The organism is Pseudomonas vranovensis (genome assembly GCF_040438935.1).
GTDB lineage: Bacteria > Pseudomonadota > Gammaproteobacteria > Pseudomonadales > Pseudomonadaceae > Aquipseudomonas > Aquipseudomonas vranovensis.
In genome coordinates this window covers 5,691,537-5,708,857 of sequence record NZ_CP159259.1, presented here as the reverse complement: position 1 = coordinate 5,708,857, position 17,321 = coordinate 5,691,537, and the positions used below count along the sequence as shown (strand labels likewise).

General features: G+C 60.7%; 14 protein-coding genes and 1 other RNA gene. 7 read left to right on the top strand and 8 right to left on the bottom strand.

Features of this window, described 5'->3' with window-relative positions; all coding sequences use genetic code 11:
• Window positions 1-38 precede the first annotated feature (38 nt).
• Window positions 39-806 (bottom strand): FCD domain-containing protein, encoded by a 768-nt coding sequence (locus tag ABVN19_RS26460; RefSeq protein ID WP_028944547.1) that lies wholly within the window; start codon window positions 804-806, stop codon window positions 39-41.
• A gap of 252 nt (window positions 807-1,058) precedes the next feature.
• Here ABVN19_RS26460 and ABVN19_RS26455 point away from each other — a divergent pair, with 252 nt between their 5' ends.
• The 5 genes from ABVN19_RS26455 to ssrA all read left to right on the top strand — a co-directional run bounded on the left by ABVN19_RS26455 (window position 1,059) and on the right by ssrA (window position 7,863).
• Window positions 1,059-2,726, top strand: a complete 1,668-nt coding sequence (locus tag ABVN19_RS26455) for a lactate permease LctP family transporter (protein WP_105642712.1) — start codon at window positions 1,059-1,061, stop codon at window positions 2,724-2,726.
• 69 nt (window positions 2,727-2,795) lie between these two features.
• Window positions 2,796-3,941, top strand: coding sequence for an FMN-dependent L-lactate dehydrogenase LldD (gene lldD, locus ABVN19_RS26450; protein ID WP_105642713.1), 1,146 nt, complete (start codon window positions 2,796-2,798; stop codon window positions 3,939-3,941).
• An 80-nt stretch (window positions 3,942-4,021) separates the two neighbouring features.
• The gene (locus ABVN19_RS26445; RefSeq protein WP_105642714.1) at window positions 4,022-6,832 is read left to right on the top strand and encodes an FAD-binding and (Fe-S)-binding domain-containing protein; all 2,811 of its coding nucleotides are present in this window, start codon (window positions 4,022-4,024) and stop codon (window positions 6,830-6,832) included.
• Window positions 6,833-7,097: 265 nt separating this feature from the next.
• Entirely contained in the window at window positions 7,098-7,376 is a 279-nt protein-coding gene (locus ABVN19_RS26440) for a hypothetical protein (RefSeq protein WP_028944551.1), read from the top strand.
• A 95-nt stretch (window positions 7,377-7,471) separates the two neighbouring features.
• Window positions 7,472-7,863, top strand: a transfer-messenger RNA (tmRNA) gene (ssrA, locus tag ABVN19_RS26435).
• Between the two features lie 127 nt (window positions 7,864-7,990).
• Here the strand turns inward: ssrA and ABVN19_RS26430 are convergent.
• Window positions 7,991-8,596, bottom strand: coding sequence for a TetR/AcrR family transcriptional regulator (locus ABVN19_RS26430; protein WP_105642715.1), 606 nt, complete (start codon window positions 8,594-8,596; stop codon window positions 7,991-7,993).
• Window positions 8,597-8,608: 12 nt separating this feature from the next.
• Window positions 8,609-9,829, bottom strand: a complete 1,221-nt coding sequence (locus tag ABVN19_RS26425; RefSeq protein ID WP_105642716.1) for a multidrug effflux MFS transporter — start codon at window positions 9,827-9,829, stop codon at window positions 8,609-8,611.
• A 197-nt stretch (window positions 9,830-10,026) separates the two neighbouring features.
• On the opposite strand from ABVN19_RS26425, the gene ABVN19_RS26420 reads away from it, so the two are divergent.
• Window positions 10,027-11,286, top strand: coding sequence for a molybdopterin-dependent oxidoreductase (locus ABVN19_RS26420; RefSeq protein WP_105642717.1), 1,260 nt, complete (start codon window positions 10,027-10,029; stop codon window positions 11,284-11,286).
• 10 nt (window positions 11,287-11,296) lie between these two features.
• Window positions 11,297-11,923: a c-type cytochrome gene (locus tag ABVN19_RS26415; RefSeq protein WP_028944565.1), complete on the top strand. Its 627-nt coding sequence runs from the start codon at window positions 11,297-11,299 to the stop codon at window positions 11,921-11,923.
• 19 nt (window positions 11,924-11,942) lie between these two features.
• On the opposite strand, the gene ABVN19_RS26410 is transcribed toward ABVN19_RS26415, so the two are convergent.
• The 5 genes from ABVN19_RS26410 to xsc all read right to left on the bottom strand — a co-directional run bounded on the left by ABVN19_RS26410 (window position 11,943) and on the right by xsc (window position 17,299).
• Window positions 11,943-12,716 (bottom strand): TSUP family transporter, encoded by a 774-nt coding sequence (locus tag ABVN19_RS26410; protein ID WP_028944566.1) that lies wholly within the window; start codon window positions 12,714-12,716, stop codon window positions 11,943-11,945.
• 104 nt (window positions 12,717-12,820) lie between these two features.
• Window positions 12,821-13,822: a putative sulfate exporter family transporter gene (locus ABVN19_RS26405; RefSeq protein ID WP_209420948.1), complete on the bottom strand. Its 1,002-nt coding sequence runs from the start codon at window positions 13,820-13,822 to the stop codon at window positions 12,821-12,823.
• Window positions 13,823-14,157: 335 nt separating this feature from the next.
• Window positions 14,158-14,457 (bottom strand): DUF6506 family protein, encoded by a 300-nt coding sequence (locus tag ABVN19_RS26400; RefSeq protein WP_105642718.1) that lies wholly within the window; start codon window positions 14,455-14,457, stop codon window positions 14,158-14,160.
• A 28-nt stretch (window positions 14,458-14,485) separates the two neighbouring features.
• Window positions 14,486-15,439 (bottom strand): bifunctional enoyl-CoA hydratase/phosphate acetyltransferase, encoded by a 954-nt coding sequence (locus ABVN19_RS26395; protein WP_028944569.1) that lies wholly within the window; start codon window positions 15,437-15,439, stop codon window positions 14,486-14,488.
• 99 nt (window positions 15,440-15,538) lie between these two features.
• Window positions 15,539-17,299, bottom strand: a complete 1,761-nt coding sequence (gene xsc, locus ABVN19_RS26390; RefSeq protein ID WP_051270569.1) for a sulfoacetaldehyde acetyltransferase — start codon at window positions 17,297-17,299, stop codon at window positions 15,539-15,541.
• Window positions 17,300-17,321: the final 22 nt, after the last annotated feature.

The following is a 17,321-nucleotide window of genomic DNA, read 5'->3' as shown; positions in this document are numbered from 1 at the left end:
TCCTACGGTGGGAGCGGGCTTGCCCCGCGATTTGTATATCAGTGCCCGCTACGCCGCTCCGCACGCGCCATCCGCTGAACCTCCTGACGCACTTCATCGAGCACTTCCTGCACATACAGAATGTGCCGGCTGGAGACTTCGCGCGCGTCGTCGGCCCGCCCCTCGACAATCGCCAGGTACAGCTCGCGGTGCTGACTGATGAGCATGTCGCGGGTTTCGGAGCGCTGCTTGTACATGCCGCCGATATTGGTCACCACGTTGCGCTTGAGCAAATCGAACAGGCCGCGGATGGTATGGAGCAACACTGCATTGTGACTGGCCTCGGCGATGGCCAGGTGAAAACGCGCATCGGCAGCACCTTCCTCTGCCCGGCTGACTTCATCCTGACGGGTGTAACAGTCCTGCAGAGCATCGAACGCCTCTTTCAGGCGCTGGCGATCAGGCTCTGTCGCACGGGCCGCCGCGTAATAGGCGCAGGACGCCTCCAGCGTATGTCGGAACTCCAGCAGGTCGCGCTGGGCTTCAGGGTTACTTTCGAGCAGTTGCAGCAACGGATCGCTGAAGGTCGCGCCCAGTGACTCGGCCACGTAGTTGCCGCCCCCTTGGCGACTGACCAGCAAGCCCTTGGCCACCAACTTCTGGATCGCTTCACGCAGTGACGGTCGCGACACCCCGAACTGTTCCGACAATGTTCGTTCGGCAGGCAGCCGCTGACCGGCCGTCAAGGTGCCCTCAAGAATCATCCCCTCAAGCCGCTCGACGATATCGTCGGACAAACGGCGTTGGCGGACCTGATCAAAAACCATCACATGCTCTCCACATTCCCGAGTGCGTTCGGGGCTGTCTATTCTGGCGCATCCGCCGCCCGCCGACACCCATCAGTTGGGAAATTTCCTTGCCGCTCAGCCCCTCCTCCCGACTCCCATCCGACGAACGTTTTGCAGGGACAAATTGACACACCCTCAAAGAGGCTTTTAACCTAGCGCCTCGACATTGTAAATTGGTCTTACCAATTATCCAATGCCAGTGCCACCAACAACAATTAGGGGCCACCCCATATGCAAACCTGGCAACAGATCTACAGTCCGCTTGGTAGTCTTGGCCTGTCCGCGCTCGCGGCAGTCATCCCGATCGTATTCTTCTTCCTCGCGCTGGCGGTGTTCCGCCTCAAGGGTCATGTGGCCGGCAGCATCACGCTGGGCCTGTCGATCCTGGTCGCGATCTTCGCCTTCCAGATGCCTGCCGACATGGCGATTGCCGCCGCCGGCTACGGTTTTGCCTACGGCCTGTGGCCTATCGCCTGGATCATCGTTGCCGCGGTGTTCCTCTACAAACTGACGGTCAAGAGCGGCCAGTTCGAAGTCATCCGCAGCTCCGTGCTGTCAATCACCGATGACCAGCGCCTGCAGGTGCTGCTGATCGGTTTCTGCTTCGGTGCGTTCCTCGAAGGTGCAGCCGGTTTCGGCGCCCCCGTGGCCATCACCGCCGCGCTGCTGGTGGGCCTGGGCTTCAATCCGCTGTACGCCGCCGGCCTGTGCCTGATTGCCAACACTGCACCTGTGGCCTTCGGTGCCCTGGGCATCCCGATCATCGTTGCCGGCCAGGTAACCGGCATCGACGCGTTCAAGATCGGCGCCATGACCGGTCGCCAACTGCCGCTGCTGTCGCTGTTCGTGCCGTTCTGGCTGGTGTTCATGATGGACGGCCTGCGCGGCGTCAAAGAGACCTGGCCAGCCGCACTGGTTGCCGGCCTGAGCTTCGCCGTGACCCAGTACTTCACCTCGAACTTCATCGGCCCGGAACTGCCGGACATCACCTCGGCCCTGGCCAGCCTGATTTCCCTGACCCTGTTCCTCAAGGTCTGGCAGCCCAAGCGCTCGTTCACCACCGCCACCGGCAGCGTCGGTGCCGCCGTGGTCAATGCCGGTGGCAGCCAGCCTTCGCCCTACAGCCTCGGCGAGATCTTCAAGGCCTGGTCGCCGTTCCTGATCCTCACCGTGCTGGTCACCATCTGGACCCTCAAGCCATTCAAGGCCGCGTTTGCCGCGGGCGGTTCGATGTACAACTGGGTGTTCAACTTCGCCATCCCGCACCTTGACCAACTGGTGATCAAGACCGCCCCGATCGTTGCCACCCCGACCGCACTGCCGGCCGTGTTCAAGCTCGATCCGATTTCCGCGACCGGTACCGCGATTTTCTTCTCGGCACTGATCTCGATGCTGGTCCTGAAGATCAATTTCAAAACTGGTCTGACCACTTTGAAAGAAACCTTCTTCGAGCTGCGCTGGCCGATCCTGTCCATCGGCATGGTGCTAGCCTTCGCCTTCGTCACCAACTACTCGGGCATGTCCTCGACCATGGCCCTGGTATTGGCCGGCACTGGCGCCGCGTTCCCGTTCTTCTCGCCGTTCCTCGGCTGGCTGGGCGTTTTCCTGACCGGTTCAGACACCTCGTCCAACGCCCTGTTCAGCTCGCTGCAGGCCACCACCGCCCACCAGATCGGGGTCAACGACACCCTGCTGGTCGCGGCCAACACCAGCGGCGGCGTTACCGGCAAAATGATTTCGCCGCAGTCCATCGCCGTTGCCTGTGCGGCCACCGGCCTGGTCGGCAAGGAATCGGACCTGTTCCGCTTCACCCTCAAGCACAGCCTGTTCTTCGCCACCATCGTCGGCCTGATCACCCTGGTCCAGGCTTACTGGCTGACCGGCATGCTGGTTCACTAAAGTGACAGAGGCCGGGCGCGCTGCAACGCGCCCGGCAACCGCCTCTTTCAACTTACGCTGCGAGATCACATGATCATTTCTGCCTCTACCGACTACCGCGCAGCAGCACAACGTAAGCTGCCGCCGTTCCTGTTCCACTATGCCGACGGTGGCGCCTACGCCGAATACACGCTGCGCCGCAACGTCGAAGACCTGGCCGGTATCGCCCTGCGCCAGCGGGTGCTGAAGAACATGTCCGAGCTGAGCCTCGAGACCCGCCTGTTCAATGAAACCTTGAGCATGCCGGTGGCACTGGCCCCGGTAGGCCTGACCGGTATGTACGCGCGGCGCGGCGAAGTGCAGGCAGCCCGTGCGGCAGCCGCCAAAGGCATTCCGTTCACTATGTCGACCGTGTCGGTGTGCCCGATCGAAGAAGTGGCGCCGGCCATCAACCGCCCCATGTGGTTCCAGCTCTACGTGCTCAAGGACCGCGGCTTCATGCGCAACGCCCTGGAGCGCGCCAAGGCCGCCGGCGTCACCACCCTGGTGTTCACCGTGGACATGCCGGTGCCGGGCGCCCGCTACCGTGATGCCCACTCCGGCATGAGCGGCCCGAATGCACCCCTGCGCCGAGTGTGGCAGGCCATGACCCACCCGCAGTGGGCCCTGGATGTCGGTTTGCTGGGCAAGCCCCACGACTTGGGCAACATCTCCACCTACCGTGGCAGCCCCACCGGCCTTGCCGACTACATCGGCTGGCTGGGCAACAACTTCGACCCTTCGATTTCCTGGAAAGACCTGGAGTGGATCCGCGAGTTCTGGGATGGCCCGATGGTGATCAAGGGCATTCTCGACCCCGAGGACGCCAAGGACGCGGTGAAATTCGGTGCCGACGGCATCGTCGTTTCCAACCATGGTGGCCGTCAGCTTGACGGCGTGCTGTCCAGCGCTCGCGCCCTGCCGGCGATTGCCGATGCGGTCAAAGGCGACCTGAAGATCCTCGCCGACTCCGGCATTCGCAGCGGCCTGGACGTGGTGCGCATGATCGCCCTGGGCGCCGACACCGTGCTGATTGGCCGCGCGTTCCTGTATGCCCTGGCCACCGCAGGCGAAGCCGGGGTGAAGAACCTGCTGGACCTGTTCGAGAAAGAAATGCGCGTAGCCATGGTGCTCACCGGCGCCAAGTCCATCAGCGAAATCACCCGCGACTCGCTGGTACGCGAACTGGGCGCCTGATTACCGCGCCCTCACGAATCACCGCCTGATTGACCGGGGCACGTGGCGCAACAGATGCCACGGTCCCGCGAGGAGTTTGCATGAGTCTGCCCGCCGCGTTCCTCGACACGGTTGAACACCTGATCCCTCGCGAGCGGCGCTTCGACGACCCGCTCTCGACCCTGGCCTTCGGTACCGATGCCAGCTTCTACCGCCTGATTCCCAAACTCGTGATCCGCGTCGAGAGCGAAGACGAGGTCGCCACCCTGCTCAAGGCCGCACACGCCCAGCAGGTTGCGGTCACCTTCCGCGCTGCCGGTACCAGTTTGTCTGGCCAGGCCGTGAGCGACTCGGTGCTGTTGGTGCTGGGGGACAACTGGAACGGTCGAGAGATACGCGACGGCGGCACCCAGATCCGCCTGCAACCCGGCGTGATCGGTGCCCAGGCCAACGCCTGGCTTGCCCCCTTCGGCCGCAAGATCGGCCCCGACCCGGCCTCGATCAACGCCTGCAAGATCGGCGGTATCGTTGCCAACAACGCCAGCGGCATGTGCTGCGGTACGGCGCAGAACAGTTACCACACCCTCGCCGGCATGCGCCTGCTGCTGGCCGACGGCACCCTGCTCGACAGCGAAAGCCCGGCGAGCATTGCCGCCTTCCGTGAACATCACGACGCACTGCTCGCAGGCCTTGGCGAACTGGGTCGGCAGACCCGCGCCAATACCGATCTGGCCGCGAAAATCCGCCACAAGTACCGCCTGAAGAACACCACCGGGCTGTCCCTCAATGCGCTCGTCGACTATGACGAGCCGCTGGATATCCTCACCCACCTGATGGTCGGTTCCGAAGGTACCCTGGGCTTTATCAGCGCGGTCACCTACAACACCGTGCCAGACCACCCGCACAAGGCCAGTGCGCTGATCGTCTTCCCGGACGTCGAGACCTGCTGCAACGCCGTACCGGTGCTCAAGCAGCAACCGGTGTCGGCGGTAGAACTGCTCGACCGCCGCAGCCTGCGCTCGGTAGAAAACATGAAAGGCATGCCGGAATGGGTGAAAAGCCTGTCCGACAGTGCCTGTGCGCTACTGATCGAATCCCGCGCGGCCACCCAGTCGCTGCTGCACGAACAACTGGCGCACATCAGTGCCTCCATTGCCGGATTCCCAGTAGAAAAGCAGGTCGACTTCAGCGAAGACCCGGTGGTCTACAACCAGCTCTGGCGCATTCGCAAAGACACCTTCCCCGCCGTCGGTGCCGTGCGCGAGACTGGCACCACGGTGATCATCGAAGACGTCACCTTTCCCGTCGAGAAACTGGCCGAAGGCGTCAATCGCCTGATCGCTCTGTTCGACAAGCACGGCTACGACGAAGCGATCCTGTTCGGCCATGCCCTGGAGGGCAACCTGCACTTCGTCTTCACCCAGGGCTTCGACTCACCGGAACAAGTGGCGCGTTACTCCGCCTTCATGGACGACGTGGCACACCTGGTTGCCGTGGAATACGGCGGCTCGCTCAAGGCCGAACATGGCACGGGCCGCAACATGGCCCCCTTTGTGGAACTGGAATGGGGTCACGACGCCTATCAGCTGATGTGGCAACTCAAGCGCCTGCTCGACCCTGCCGGCATCCTCAATCCCGGGGTGGTGCTGACGGACGATCCACAGCTGCACCTGAAGAACCTCAAGCCGCTGCCAGCCGCCGACGAGATCGTCGACAAATGCATCGAGTGCGGCTTCTGCGAGCCGGTCTGCCCGTCCAAGGGACTGACCCTCAGCCCGCGCCAGCGCATCGTCATGTGGCGCGATATCCAGGCGAAAAAGCGCGCCGGCATTGATACCCGCGAGCTGGAGCGCGACTACCAGTACCAGGGCATCGACACCTGCGCAGCCACCGGCTTGTGCGCCCAGCGCTGCCCGGTGGGCATCAACACCGGCGAACTGGTGAAGAAGCTGCGCGGCCAGGGCGCCGACCACGTGAAAACAGCCGACTGGCTGGCAGACAACTTCCATACCGCACTCAGTGGCGCACGCTTTACCCTGCAAGCGGCCAATGGCGCGCGCCGATTGCTTGGGGCACCGCGCTTGAGCCGCTTCAGCGCCCACCTGTCGAAACTCAGCCACGGCCGGCTGCCGCAGTGGACACCGGCCATGCCGCAACCGCTCAAGGCCATCCAGTTCAACCCGGCGAGCCAGGATGCGCGACCACGGGTGGTGTACCTGGCGGCATGCGTTTCGCGGGTGATGGGCCCAGCTGCGGCCGACCGCGAACAAACGTCATTGCTCGACAAAACCCGCGCCCTGCTGGAAAAGGCCGGTTACCAGGTGGTGTTCCCCGACAACCAGGACAACTTGTGCTGCGGCCAGCCCTTCGCCTCCAAGGGCTACGCCGAACAGGCCGAACACAAGCGCCAGGAACTGATCAACGCCCTGCTTCACGCCAGCCGCGGCGGCCTGGACCCGATCTACTGCGACACCAGCCCCTGCACCCTGCGCCTGGTCCAGGACCTGGCCGAAACCCGCCTGGACCTCTACGACCCGGTGCGCTTCATCCGCACCCACCTGCTCGACAAACTGGAGTTCACCCCCCAGGACGAACCGATCGCCGTACACGTGACCTGCAGTACCCAGCACCTGGGTGAAAGCCAGGCGCTGATCGACGTGGCCCGACTGTGCAGCAAGCAGGTGGTGATTCCCGAGGGCATCCATTGCTGTGGCTTTGCCGGCGACAAGGGCTTCACCACACCGGAGCTCAACGCCCACTCGCTGCGCAGCCTCAAGGAGGCGGTGCAGTACTGCAGCGAAGGGATATCCACCAGCCGCACCTGCGAGATCGGCCTGTCCAACCATGGCGGAATTGACTATCACGGCCTGGTCTACCTGGTCGACCGTGTGACTCGGCCCCGAGTAATCTGAGCCTGCTACAGGGGGTGACGCACGTACACCCCCGTAGCCGCTGGCGCCAGCCTACGATCGACCGCACAAGGGTCGTAACCCAGAAACCCGCGAAGGCATAGATTGCCCTGGCCGTATCGCCAGCAACACCGCGCCACACACATGCAAACGGACTTGCACCCGCCACAAGGCCACCAGCCATCACATCCATCTGAACCCCTGCAAACCCGTACAGTCCATCCAGATAAGCGCCTCATTCGAGGCCTTACCTGCCAAGGAGACTCACATGAAGCGTACTGCGATTTCCGGACTGTTCATTGCCGCCGCACTGCTTGCCTCACCTGTGTTCGCGGCCGACGACCTGTGCAATGCCAACCTGCAGAAAATCAGCGACAACATGGCTACGGCAGGCGCCACCTCCGAAGGCATGGACGATGCCATCGCCAAACATGTCGAAGAAGCCAAGAAAGCCCAGGCGGCGGGCAACGACAAGGAATGCATCGCCATCACCAGCAAAGTGGTCGAACGCATGGAAAAAGCGGAAAAAGGTGGCAACGGCCAGTAATGGCGAATCGGGCGACAGGAACCGTAGTCGACGTCGCCCGACCATTGGCGTATACTCCGACCCAAGCGTTGAAAAACGCTTCTAGAGCTGAAAATGGGGCCGATTAGGATTCGACGCCGGTAGTGAAACTCTAGGTGCATGCCGAGTTGGTAACAGAACTCGTAAATCCACTGTTGCAACTTTCTATAGTTGCCAATGACGAAAACTACGAGGGTTACGCTCTCGCTGCGTAAGCAGCTGAGCCCGCTCTCCTGGTAGCTTCGGCTCCAGCAATCACTAGGGGATGCCTGTAAACCCGAAGTGATTGTCATACAGAACAGGATCGCTGCGTAGTACGTTGTGGACGAAGCAGCTAAAACTTACACAACTCGTCCAAAGCACCCTGCCCGTCGGGCGGCTGCGGATTAACTCAATAGACACGGCTAAGCATGTAGTACCGAAAGCGGAGCACTGGCGGACGGGGGTTCAAATCCCCCCGGTTCCACCAATTCCACACAAAGCCTCGATAATTCGGGGCTTTGTGCTTTCTAGCATTCACAAAAAATCGCCAACAATCGCGACATGCCTGCAAACCGCCCACACCGCGCACGCTCACACTCGATCAGCCAACCTGATTACCCACGGGACACCCCCGTAAGCAAAGGCACTCCCACAACCTTGATCAATTGCCGTAGCGCATCAAGACGACGCAAATACCCCTCATCATTCCCATAGATCAGCTCAACATGCAGGCTGTCAATCAAAGCCAAGTACGCCTCTGCAAGTAGATCGACATTCTGCCCCACAACCGGATAAGCACTCTCAAGCGACGTCTGAAAGCGCGCGCGAATACCCGCCAAATATTCCTCAAAACCCGATTTGACGCTCTGCTCGATCGTCGCCGGTGGATAAAACGCCGCGCGCAGTAAAAAGCGCAACGCGCAACTGTCGCTGTAGCGACGCTGCAGGTTGTCGATGTACCGCTCGCCCGGCGCCTGGCCGTTTGGTGGCACAGCAAATTGTGCGCTTACATAGTCCTGCTCGCTTTTCAACGCATGATTCAGTACAGCGGTGTACAGGTCATCTTTGCTTGCGAAATGCGCGTACAGCGAGGCTTTTTTGATTCCAGCGCTGACGGCGATGTCGTTCAGCGAGGCTGCGTCGTAGCCGCGATCGGCAAAGTGTTGCAGGGCAAGTTGAACGATGCGTCCAGCTGCTGGTGTCAGGGTTGTCGTGGTCATCAATGGCTCTTGTCAGTGGCCGGCAAGGCTGAATGTGGCGTTCCTGCCCTTGGGAAGGCTTATCCAGGTCAGCAGGCACACAAGCAGTGCACTTAGTACCAGGAAGCTCGTCCAGGCAAGTGGTCCGTAGTTTAGAACGACTGCCGATAGGGGGGTGGCACCCGAGGAGATGGACAGTTGAATGGCGCCCAACAAGGCGGCAGTGGAGCCCAGCGCACGTTCCTGGGAGGACATTACCAGCGACATCAGCGTCGATTCGGCGATGCCCAAGCCAAACAGCGCCAAGGCCATGCCCACCGCAATGCCGGGTAACCCGATGTCCGTGGCGGTTGCCAGCAGAGTGATGAGGGCGCCGCTCGCCATGCAGCCGACACCCAGTAAGGTCAGCCGGTTCATGCCCAAGGTGGTGATGAGTCTGCCGGCAAGCATGGCGCCAAACAAGATGGCAAAGCCTGTCACGCCAAACAGGATGCCAAACGACTGCGCGCTCAGCCCATAGGTTTCTTGATAAACCAGCGTTGCGCCGCCGATGTAGGCGAACAGGAAAAAGAACACTGCGGCGACCGCAAGTGCAGGTAACAGGAAGTGCTGATCCTTGGCGATTTTCAGGTAAATACGGCACGCCGAAGTCAGTTTCAGCGGCTCACGCTTTTCCATTGCCAGTGTTTCGGGAAGGTTCAGCCAGCTGTTCAGCAGTACCGCTGTGCCCAGGATTGCAAGGGTCAGCATGACTGCGCGCCAGCCAAACCAGGTGTCGATAAAGCCACCCAGCGCCGGGGCAAGAATGGGTGCCACGCCCTCGATGGTCATCAACAACGCAAACAGTTTGGTCGCTGTCGCTCCCTGGCTAACATCTCGAACCATGCTCATGATCACGACCAATGTCAGCGCAGAGCCCAGGCCTTGTACAAAGCGAAAGCCAATCAAGGTGTGGAGTGTCGGTGCCCACGCCGAGCCAAGTGAGCACAGGATAAACAGCGCAAGGCCAATCAGTAGGGGCCGTCTGCGCCCGTAGGCATCTACGAACGGCCCAAACAACAGCTGTCCTGCGCCCATGGCAAGCAGGAAAAACGTCAGGGTGAGCTGGGCGCCAGCAAAGCTTGCGTGGTAGTCACGGGCAATTTCGGGAAGGCTTGAAAGGTACATGTCGACAGCCGAAGGGCCCAAGGCGCCCACTACTCCCAAGCCAATCGCCAACTTCATTGGCACCTGTTCAGATTGCACGGTGTTCATCAATTTCAATCCGCAAATCAATTGCTACCTACCGGTCGGTAGGTTTCGCGCATCATAGTCGCGCTCACTTCACGGGTCAATGAACGCCGAGGCCCAACAGCCAACCACGAATTGGACCTACCCCTCCCCGCATGGGCGCCTGACCATAGCCTTGCGAGCCATTACTCCTGAACCCAACTTGGCCCAGAGCGTGCAGAATGAAGTTCAGCTTTATAGACAACACCAAGCCAAGCCGTCGACGCGTGTTGCGCGACGCCATCACCCTGGCGTTGGCGGCCTCGCCGTTGGCGAGTCTGGTCAACGCAGCCGGCAAAGCCGGATCAGCCGCCCCCAGTACCGAAGAGGTGACCTTCGCCGCCGGCCCGCGGCCGCTGGTGCAATACCCGCAGAAACGGCCGTTGACCTTGGTGACCACGCGTCCGCCGCATCTGGAAACGCCGTTCGGGGTGTTCAGCGAAGGCCCCATCACGCCCAATGATGCGTTTTTTGTGCGCTATCACTTGGCCAACTTCCCTACCAGCATCGATCCAGACACCTACCGCCTGACGATCAAGGGCTCGGTGGAAACGCCGCTGTCGCTATCTCTCGCTGAGCTCAAATCACTCGCCGAGCCGGTGGAGGTGATAGCCGTTAATCAGTGTTCGGGAAACAGCCGTGGTTTCTCGATGCCTCGTGTGTTCGGCGCGCAGTTGGGTAATGGCTCAATGGGTAATGCCCGTTGGCTGGGAGTTCCACTCAAGGCGGTGCTGGAAAAGGCAGGTGTCAAGGCCGGCGCCAGGCAGGTGACCTTTCGCGGGCTGGATAAACCCGTGCTTGCGAGCACCCCGGAGTTCATCAAGGCCCTGGATATCAGTCATGCCCTGGGCGGTGAGCCGATGATCGCCTGGTCAATGAACGGCACCGACCTGCCCTTCCTCAACGGTTACCCGATCCGTCTGGTGGTGCCCGGCTATTTCGGTACCTACTGGGTCAAGCACCTGAGCGAGATCGAAGTGGTCGATCACACCTATGACGGATTCTTTATGGCCAAAGGTTACCGCGTGCCGGACAACGACTGTTTGTGTATCGCCCCCGGGACCACGGCGGCGCAAACCAAGCCGATTTCGAAGATGCCGGTCCGTAGTTTCATTACCAGCGTAAAGCAAGGCGATGTGTTGCCGCTCAATACAAGCGTGGTGCTCAAGGGCCTCGCCTTTGATGGTGGCGACGGGATCAACAAGGTGCAGCTCTCTGTCGACGGTGGCGAAAGCTGGCGTGAAGCTCAGCTTGGCCAGGACCTGGGCCGTTTTTCCTTTCGTGAATGGACGCTGCCCGTCACCTTCCCCCACAAGGGCGCCACACAGTTGATGGTGCGCGCCACTAACCGGGCAGGCGAGGTGCAGCCGCTGCGAGCCGACTGGAACCCCGGTGGCTACCGCCGCCACGTAGTCGAAACCAGCTACGTCACTGTCGCCTGAAGGAGCTTGCATGAAACGTCTGATCACTTTGCTGTGTACGGCGCAGGCCTGTCTGGCTGCCATTGCCAGCGCGGCGCCGCTGTCGATCACCTTGCCGCCCGAAACCGCTGCGCTCAAGCCCAGCACCCTGCCCGGTTATCAGTTGGCCCAGCAAAAATGCTCGACCTGCCATTCCGCCGATTACATCAGTTTCCAGCCTCCCGGAATGACGTTGGCGCAGTGGACTGCAGAAGCCAGCAAGATGCAGCACGTGTACGGTGCTCCCATCAGCGATCAGGATGTGAGCATTATCGGAGCCTACCTGGCTGTGACCTACGGCAGTGCCCAGGCAAGCGATGCCGAGGTGCAGGCTGCCAGTTCGCCGAAGGTCCAGGCGACTGTCGCGAAAGTCGATGCAACAGCGCTGCTACAGAACAATGCATGCCTGTCCTGCCACGCAATCGATCACAAGGTCGTAGGCCCGGCGTATCACGAGGTCGCTGCAAAGTATGCAAATGATCCGCAGGCAATGACCAAGGTAGCCGCCAGTATTCAGCAGGGAGGTACCGGGAAATGGGGGCAAACGCCTATGCCGCCTTACCCGCAGTTGAGCGCGCAGCACCTGCAGACCCTTTCCGCTTTCATACTGGATCAGTAAGCCGTGTCGGGGTCAGTGTTCATGCCGATGTTTGCGCCAGAAGCCCCGGCAACGAACCCCAGATCAAACTGATGCCTGCTAGCGCCATCAGCACAAAGACTATCCAGCGCACCGTCCGCGGCGACAACTTCGGCGGATAGCGCCGCACCAGCCAACTGACCAGCAGCACCAACGGCAATGCTTCGGCGCTCAATAGCAGCGTGGACATGTGCATCTGTCCTTGGGCGACAACCAGGCCCAGACGCGCCGCCGCATTGGCGGCGAACACGGTGACCAGGGTATTGCGGATAATTTCGTAACCCAGGGGCTGGCGATACAGGTGGAAAACAATCGGCGGCCCGCCACTGGAAAACAAACCATTGAGCAGGCCACATAGCCCCCCGGCCAGCCAGAACGAAGGCTGTTGTGACAGTCGTGCCCTGGGCTTGTTCTGCACCACCAGCATGAAGCTGGCCGCGACGATCAGTACGCCGAGCAGAACCCGCAGCCAGGTTATCTGACTGCCGCTCAACGCACCGAGCCCCCATATCCCCAGGCTGACGCCAAGCAGGCTGCTGATCAGTACCGGCATCAGTACCGCCCGGTCCAGCTGCGGCTTCGGCCCGCCAAGCGTGGCCATGGCATTGCCCAGGGTGAGGATGCTGATCACCACCGCCACTTCAGTCAGCGGCACCATGTGCAAAGAGGCAATCAACCCCATCAGAATCAGGCCAAAGGCAAAACCGGTCAGGCTCTGGGCAACAGTTGCCAGGGCCACACAACACAGAAAAATCAGATGCACTTGCAGGCTCATACCGCCTCCATTGCTGGTTAAGCCAGACTGCCGCCGCACAGTTTCTGTGGCGGCGGCAGTCGGGAGATCAGGCGGGGGTGATGGGCATCACCCATGGTGCAGGCTCATGCCAGCCATTTGACCGCAATCAGAATCAAGGCCGCGAGAAATAGCGTTTCACTGACCAGTAGGGTCGCTGGACGCCAACCGACTTCCAGCAGTGCCTTCAATGAGGTTTTCATGCCCAGCGCGGCGATGGCGGTCACCAGGCACCAACGCGACACATCGCCGGCAAAGGCCTGAATCTGCGTCGAGGCGATGCCGCTGCTGTTGATAGCCACAAATACGACAAAGAAGATGATGAACAAGGGCAGCGGCAAGGCCGGGCGCGGCCCGCCATCGCCGCGCTTGCGCAACAGCAGGGACAGGCTGAAAACGATGGGTACCAGCATGGCCACGCGCAACAGCTTGACCACGGTTGCGGTATCGCCGGTCTCCTCCGACATGCTGTAGCCAGCGCCCACTACCTGGGCCACGTCATGAATAGTTGCGCCAAGAAATATCCCGGCCTGATGGGCGTCCAGGCCGATCCATTGAGCAATCGGTGGGTAGGCAATCATGGCGATGGTGCTCAGTGCAGTCACACTGATCACCGTGAAAATGATGTTGCGCTCGCTATTCTTGTCCTGCGGCAGGACCGCAGAAATGGCCAACGCCGCCGACGCGCCACAGATACCCACACTGCCACCGCTGAGAATACCGAAGTCACGCGACTGGCCAAGCAGTCGAGACAAGAGGATGCCGAAACTGATGGTCAGGAACACGGCACCAATCACCACCGCCATCAACGTACCGCCCAGCGAGAGGATCTGCTCCACGGTAATGCGCATGCCCAGCAGCGCCACGCCACAGCGCAGGATGGTGCTGGAGGTGAAGCGAATACCGGCGACCGCCCGCCCCTCCTCGGAGAGAAACCCCAATGCCATGCCCAGCAGCAGGGCCATCAACATCACCGGCGCACCGTAATGTTCAGAAAGGAAAGTGGCGCTGGCGGCAACGACAACCGAGGCAAGAATACCCGGCAACAACAGGCTGAGTTTCTGCTGCCGACGTGCCAACCACGACATCGAGGGCTGGGCCGTGTCGAACGACTGGCTGGGCATAGGGGGAATTGTGTGATGCTGTTTTGTTTTCATTGTGTCAGCTACACCCTGTGGTTGTGGAATCACTGGGTTTTGATGCTAGAGAAATCAACTTCCTCTCATTAGGACCACGTCGACACCGTCTTAGGGGCCAGTCGGCAGCTGCACGCAAAGCCTCGCGCCGCCTGGCTTTGCGTTACTCATGGCCGCAGTTACCACGCCTGCCATGCCTGATGCAGGCACGGTCAGTGGTGGGTAACCGGGGGACGTTCTTGTGATGCGTCAGGTTGAGGCCTGCGGCGCATTGGGGGGTGTACAACTCAATTGGATAACTGCTGCAGGCGCTGGCGTGTTTCGGCACTGTATTGCACCGCGGCCACGGGAATCCGATCATCAATGGCACTGCGGATCTGCTCGACGTCGGCCTCGGTGAATGCGCCGCACACTTCGATCAATTGAACATGCCGGGTCAATAACTCCTGGGCCACCAGTACCGCTTCCTCGATGCTGGCAACACCACACACGGTCGCCGCGAAGGCATCGGATTCCAGTCGCCCGTTGTGGGTGAGGAACTGCATGCCGGGTGCCTTGAAGATAAAACCATAACGTTGCACAGCCATCATCGATCTCCTGGTGTCTTGAAGTTGCTTAGCTGGCAGCCTGCAGGTGGTTGCGCATCTGACGACGATAGTCGATAAAAATGGACGACAGCGCACACGACGCCAGGCGCGCCTCCAACGGGTCGGCTCGCGAGGTGAGAATGATCGGCACCCGCGCGCCCAGCACCAGGCCGGCGGCCGTGGCGCTCATGAAGTAGACCATCTGTTTGAACAGAAAATTGCCGGCTTCCAGGTTCGGTACCAACAAGATATCGGCATTACCCGCGACCTCACCGCCGATCCCCTTGATTCGCGCAGCTTCCAGCGATACCGCGTTGTCGAAGGCCAGAGGACCTTCGACGCAGGCGTCGCCCAAGGCACCGATCGCCGCCAGTTTGGCAAGCTCCGCGGCATCCTTGCTGGACGGCATGCTAGGCACCACTTCTTCGGTACCCGACAACACCGCCATGCGCGGCTTTTCATAACCTAAGGCATGCATCAGCTCGATGGCATTGCGTGCGATATGAATCTTGTCGACGATCGTTGGCTGTACGTTGATCACCGCATCGGTGATCGACAATGCCTTGTCGCTGCCCGGCAACGTCATATGGAACACATGACTGAGACGGCTGGCCGAACGCAGCCCGAACTCTCGTTTCAGCACTGCACGCAGCAATTCATCGGTGTGCAGATGCCCCTTCATCAGTGCCTGCGCAGTACCCGATCCAGCCAGCATGCTGGCGGCTTCAGCGCACTGCGCCTCGTCACTGACATGCTGTATGCGCAGGTCATGCAGATCCCAGCCCAGGACATCGGCCAAGGCACGAATGCGCCCCTGATCCCCGACCAGCACGGGCTCGATAAGCCCTTCATCGCACGCCCGCTTGGCACCGCTGAGGCTGAGCAGGTTGACGGGATTGACCACCGCAGTGACCACGCGCGGCAGCGCCTTGGCGCGGTCAAGCAGGAATGCCGGGCATTCCGGAGGAATAGTGCTCAACATGCTTGGATTCCTGATTGTTCACAGTCGAAGATGCAACAGCGCCCGAAGGCGCCGCGGCAGTGTTTCAGGTGTCCGGTATCAACCGGTCACTTCGGCGACTTAGACGTAGTCTTTGTACTTCTCAAGGAAACGCACCGGCTTGGACAACGCATCGCGGCGGAACGGATCGCCCAGTTCACGTGTGCACATGATTTCGATAACTGTGGTCTTGCCAGCCTTCTGTGCCTCACAGGCTGCCTGCAGCGCCGGGCCAACGTCTTCGAGGCGGTCGACAGTGACGCCTTCGGCGCCCATCGAGCGCGCAATGCCGGCGAAGCTCTGGTTTTCCAGCTCGCCCGCGACGAAGCGACGGTTGTAGAAGTCCACCTGGTTCTTCTTCTCCGCGCCCCACTGACGGTTGTGGAAGACAATCGAGGTGACCGGGATGTTCTCGCGAACGCAGGTCATGATTTCCATCATCGACATGCCCCAGGCACCGTCACCGGCGTAGGAGATGGCGGTGCGGTGAGGTGCCGCGACCTTGGCGCCGATGATGGTCGGCAGTGCATAACCGCAGTTGCCAAAGCTCATGGCGGCGAAGAATGAACGAGGCTTCTCGAAACGCAGGTAGCTGTTGGAGACCGAATTGATGTTGCCAATGTCCGTGGAAACCATGGCATCGGCCGGCATGGCTTTTTCCAGTTCGCGCAGCACTTGGCGCGGGTGCAGGTAATTGCCTTCCTCACCGCTTTGCTCCTTGATCATGTCCAGCGAGAACTCGTCCTTCTCGTGGATCCAGGCGCTCAGCTCGGTTTCCCAATCATATTTTTCCTTGGCGATTTCCTCGGCGCGCGCACCTTTGTTTTCCAGGCACAGCACGTCGAGGCTCTCCAGGCGACCGAGCAGATTGACCGCCGCAGCCTTGGCGTCGCCGCAGATTCCGACGTTGATTTTTTTCACCAGGCCGAGCATTTTCGAGTCGCAGTCGATCTGAATGACTTTCGCCTGCTTTGGCCAGTAATCCAGGCCGTGCTGCGGCAAGGTCCCGAATGGGCCCAGACGGGTACCCAGGGCCAGTACCACGTCGGCGCGCGACAGTAATTTCATTGCCGCCTTGGAGCCCTGGTAGCCCAACGGGCCGCACCACAGCTGGTGACTGGCCGGGAAGGAGTCATTGTGCAGGTAGCTGTTGACCACCGGCGCACCGAGGTATTCGGCGAGCGCCTGGCAGGCTTCGACTGCATCGCCCATGACCACGCCGCCACCAGAGATGATCACCGGGAATTTTGCCGATGCCAGCAGTTGGGCGGCTTCGGCCAGGCTTTGTTCGCCACCGGCGCTACGCTCGATACGAATCGGCGTAGGGATTTCAACGTTGATATCGCCGTAGAAGAAGTCACGTGGAATGTTCAGCTGGGTCGGACCATTTTCCTGCATCGCTCGATCGAAGCAGCGGCCGGTCAATTCAGCCATGCGCGCAGGGTTAGGCACATGGGCCTGGTACTTGGTGATGGTCTCGAAGAACGGCAGTTGCTGGGCTTCCTGGAAGCCACCCAGGCCCTGACTCATGGAGCCAGTTTCCGGCGTAATGACGACTACCGGGCTGTGCGCCCAGTAGGCGGCGGCGATAGCGGTGACAAAGTTGGTGATACCAGGACCGTTCTGCGCAATGCACACACCATGACGCCCACTGACCCGCGAGAAGCCGTCAGCCATGTGCCCGGCACCTTGTTCGTGGACCACCGGGATAAAACGGATACCGGCGGGTGCGAAGATATCCATCGCATCCATGAAGGCCGAACCCATGATGCCAAAGATGTCGGTGACGCCATTGGCAACCAGTGTTTCTACCATTGCTTCGCTAGGGGTCATGCGTGGCATATCGATCTTCCTCTCGTTACTT

Coding starts and splice junctions, on each gene's coding strand:
- xsc (WP_051270569.1), bottom strand. CDS start 17,299: ATGCCACGCATGACCCCTAGCGAAGCAATGGTAGAAACACTGGTTGCC.
- ABVN19_RS26460 (WP_028944547.1), bottom strand. CDS start 806: ATGGTTTTTGATCAGGTCCGCCAACGCCGTTTGTCCGACGATATCGTC.
- ABVN19_RS26440 (WP_028944551.1), top strand. CDS start 7,098: ATGAAGCGTACTGCGATTTCCGGACTGTTCATTGCCGCCGCACTGCTT.
- ABVN19_RS26430 (WP_105642715.1), bottom strand. CDS start 8,596: ATGACCACGACAACCCTGACACCAGCAGCTGGACGCATCGTTCAACTT.
- ABVN19_RS26420 (WP_105642717.1), top strand. CDS start 10,027: ATGAAGTTCAGCTTTATAGACAACACCAAGCCAAGCCGTCGACGCGTG.
- ABVN19_RS26415 (WP_028944565.1), top strand. CDS start 11,297: ATGAAACGTCTGATCACTTTGCTGTGTACGGCGCAGGCCTGTCTGGCT.
- ABVN19_RS26425 (WP_105642716.1), bottom strand. CDS start 9,829: ATGAACACCGTGCAATCTGAACAGGTGCCAATGAAGTTGGCGATTGGC.
- ABVN19_RS26455 (WP_105642712.1), top strand. CDS start 1,059: ATGCAAACCTGGCAACAGATCTACAGTCCGCTTGGTAGTCTTGGCCTG.
- ABVN19_RS26410 (WP_028944566.1), bottom strand. CDS start 12,716: ATGAGCCTGCAAGTGCATCTGATTTTTCTGTGTTGTGTGGCCCTGGCA.
- ABVN19_RS26445 (WP_105642714.1), top strand. CDS start 4,022: ATGAGTCTGCCCGCCGCGTTCCTCGACACGGTTGAACACCTGATCCCT.
- ABVN19_RS26395 (WP_028944569.1), bottom strand. CDS start 15,439: ATGTTGAGCACTATTCCTCCGGAATGCCCGGCATTCCTGCTTGACCGC.
- lldD (WP_105642713.1), top strand. CDS start 2,796: ATGATCATTTCTGCCTCTACCGACTACCGCGCAGCAGCACAACGTAAG.
- ABVN19_RS26405 (WP_209420948.1), bottom strand. CDS start 13,822: ATGTCGTGGTTGGCACGTCGGCAGCAGAAACTCAGCCTGTTGTTGCCG.
- ABVN19_RS26400 (WP_105642718.1), bottom strand. CDS start 14,457: ATGGCTGTGCAACGTTATGGTTTTATCTTCAAGGCACCCGGCATGCAG.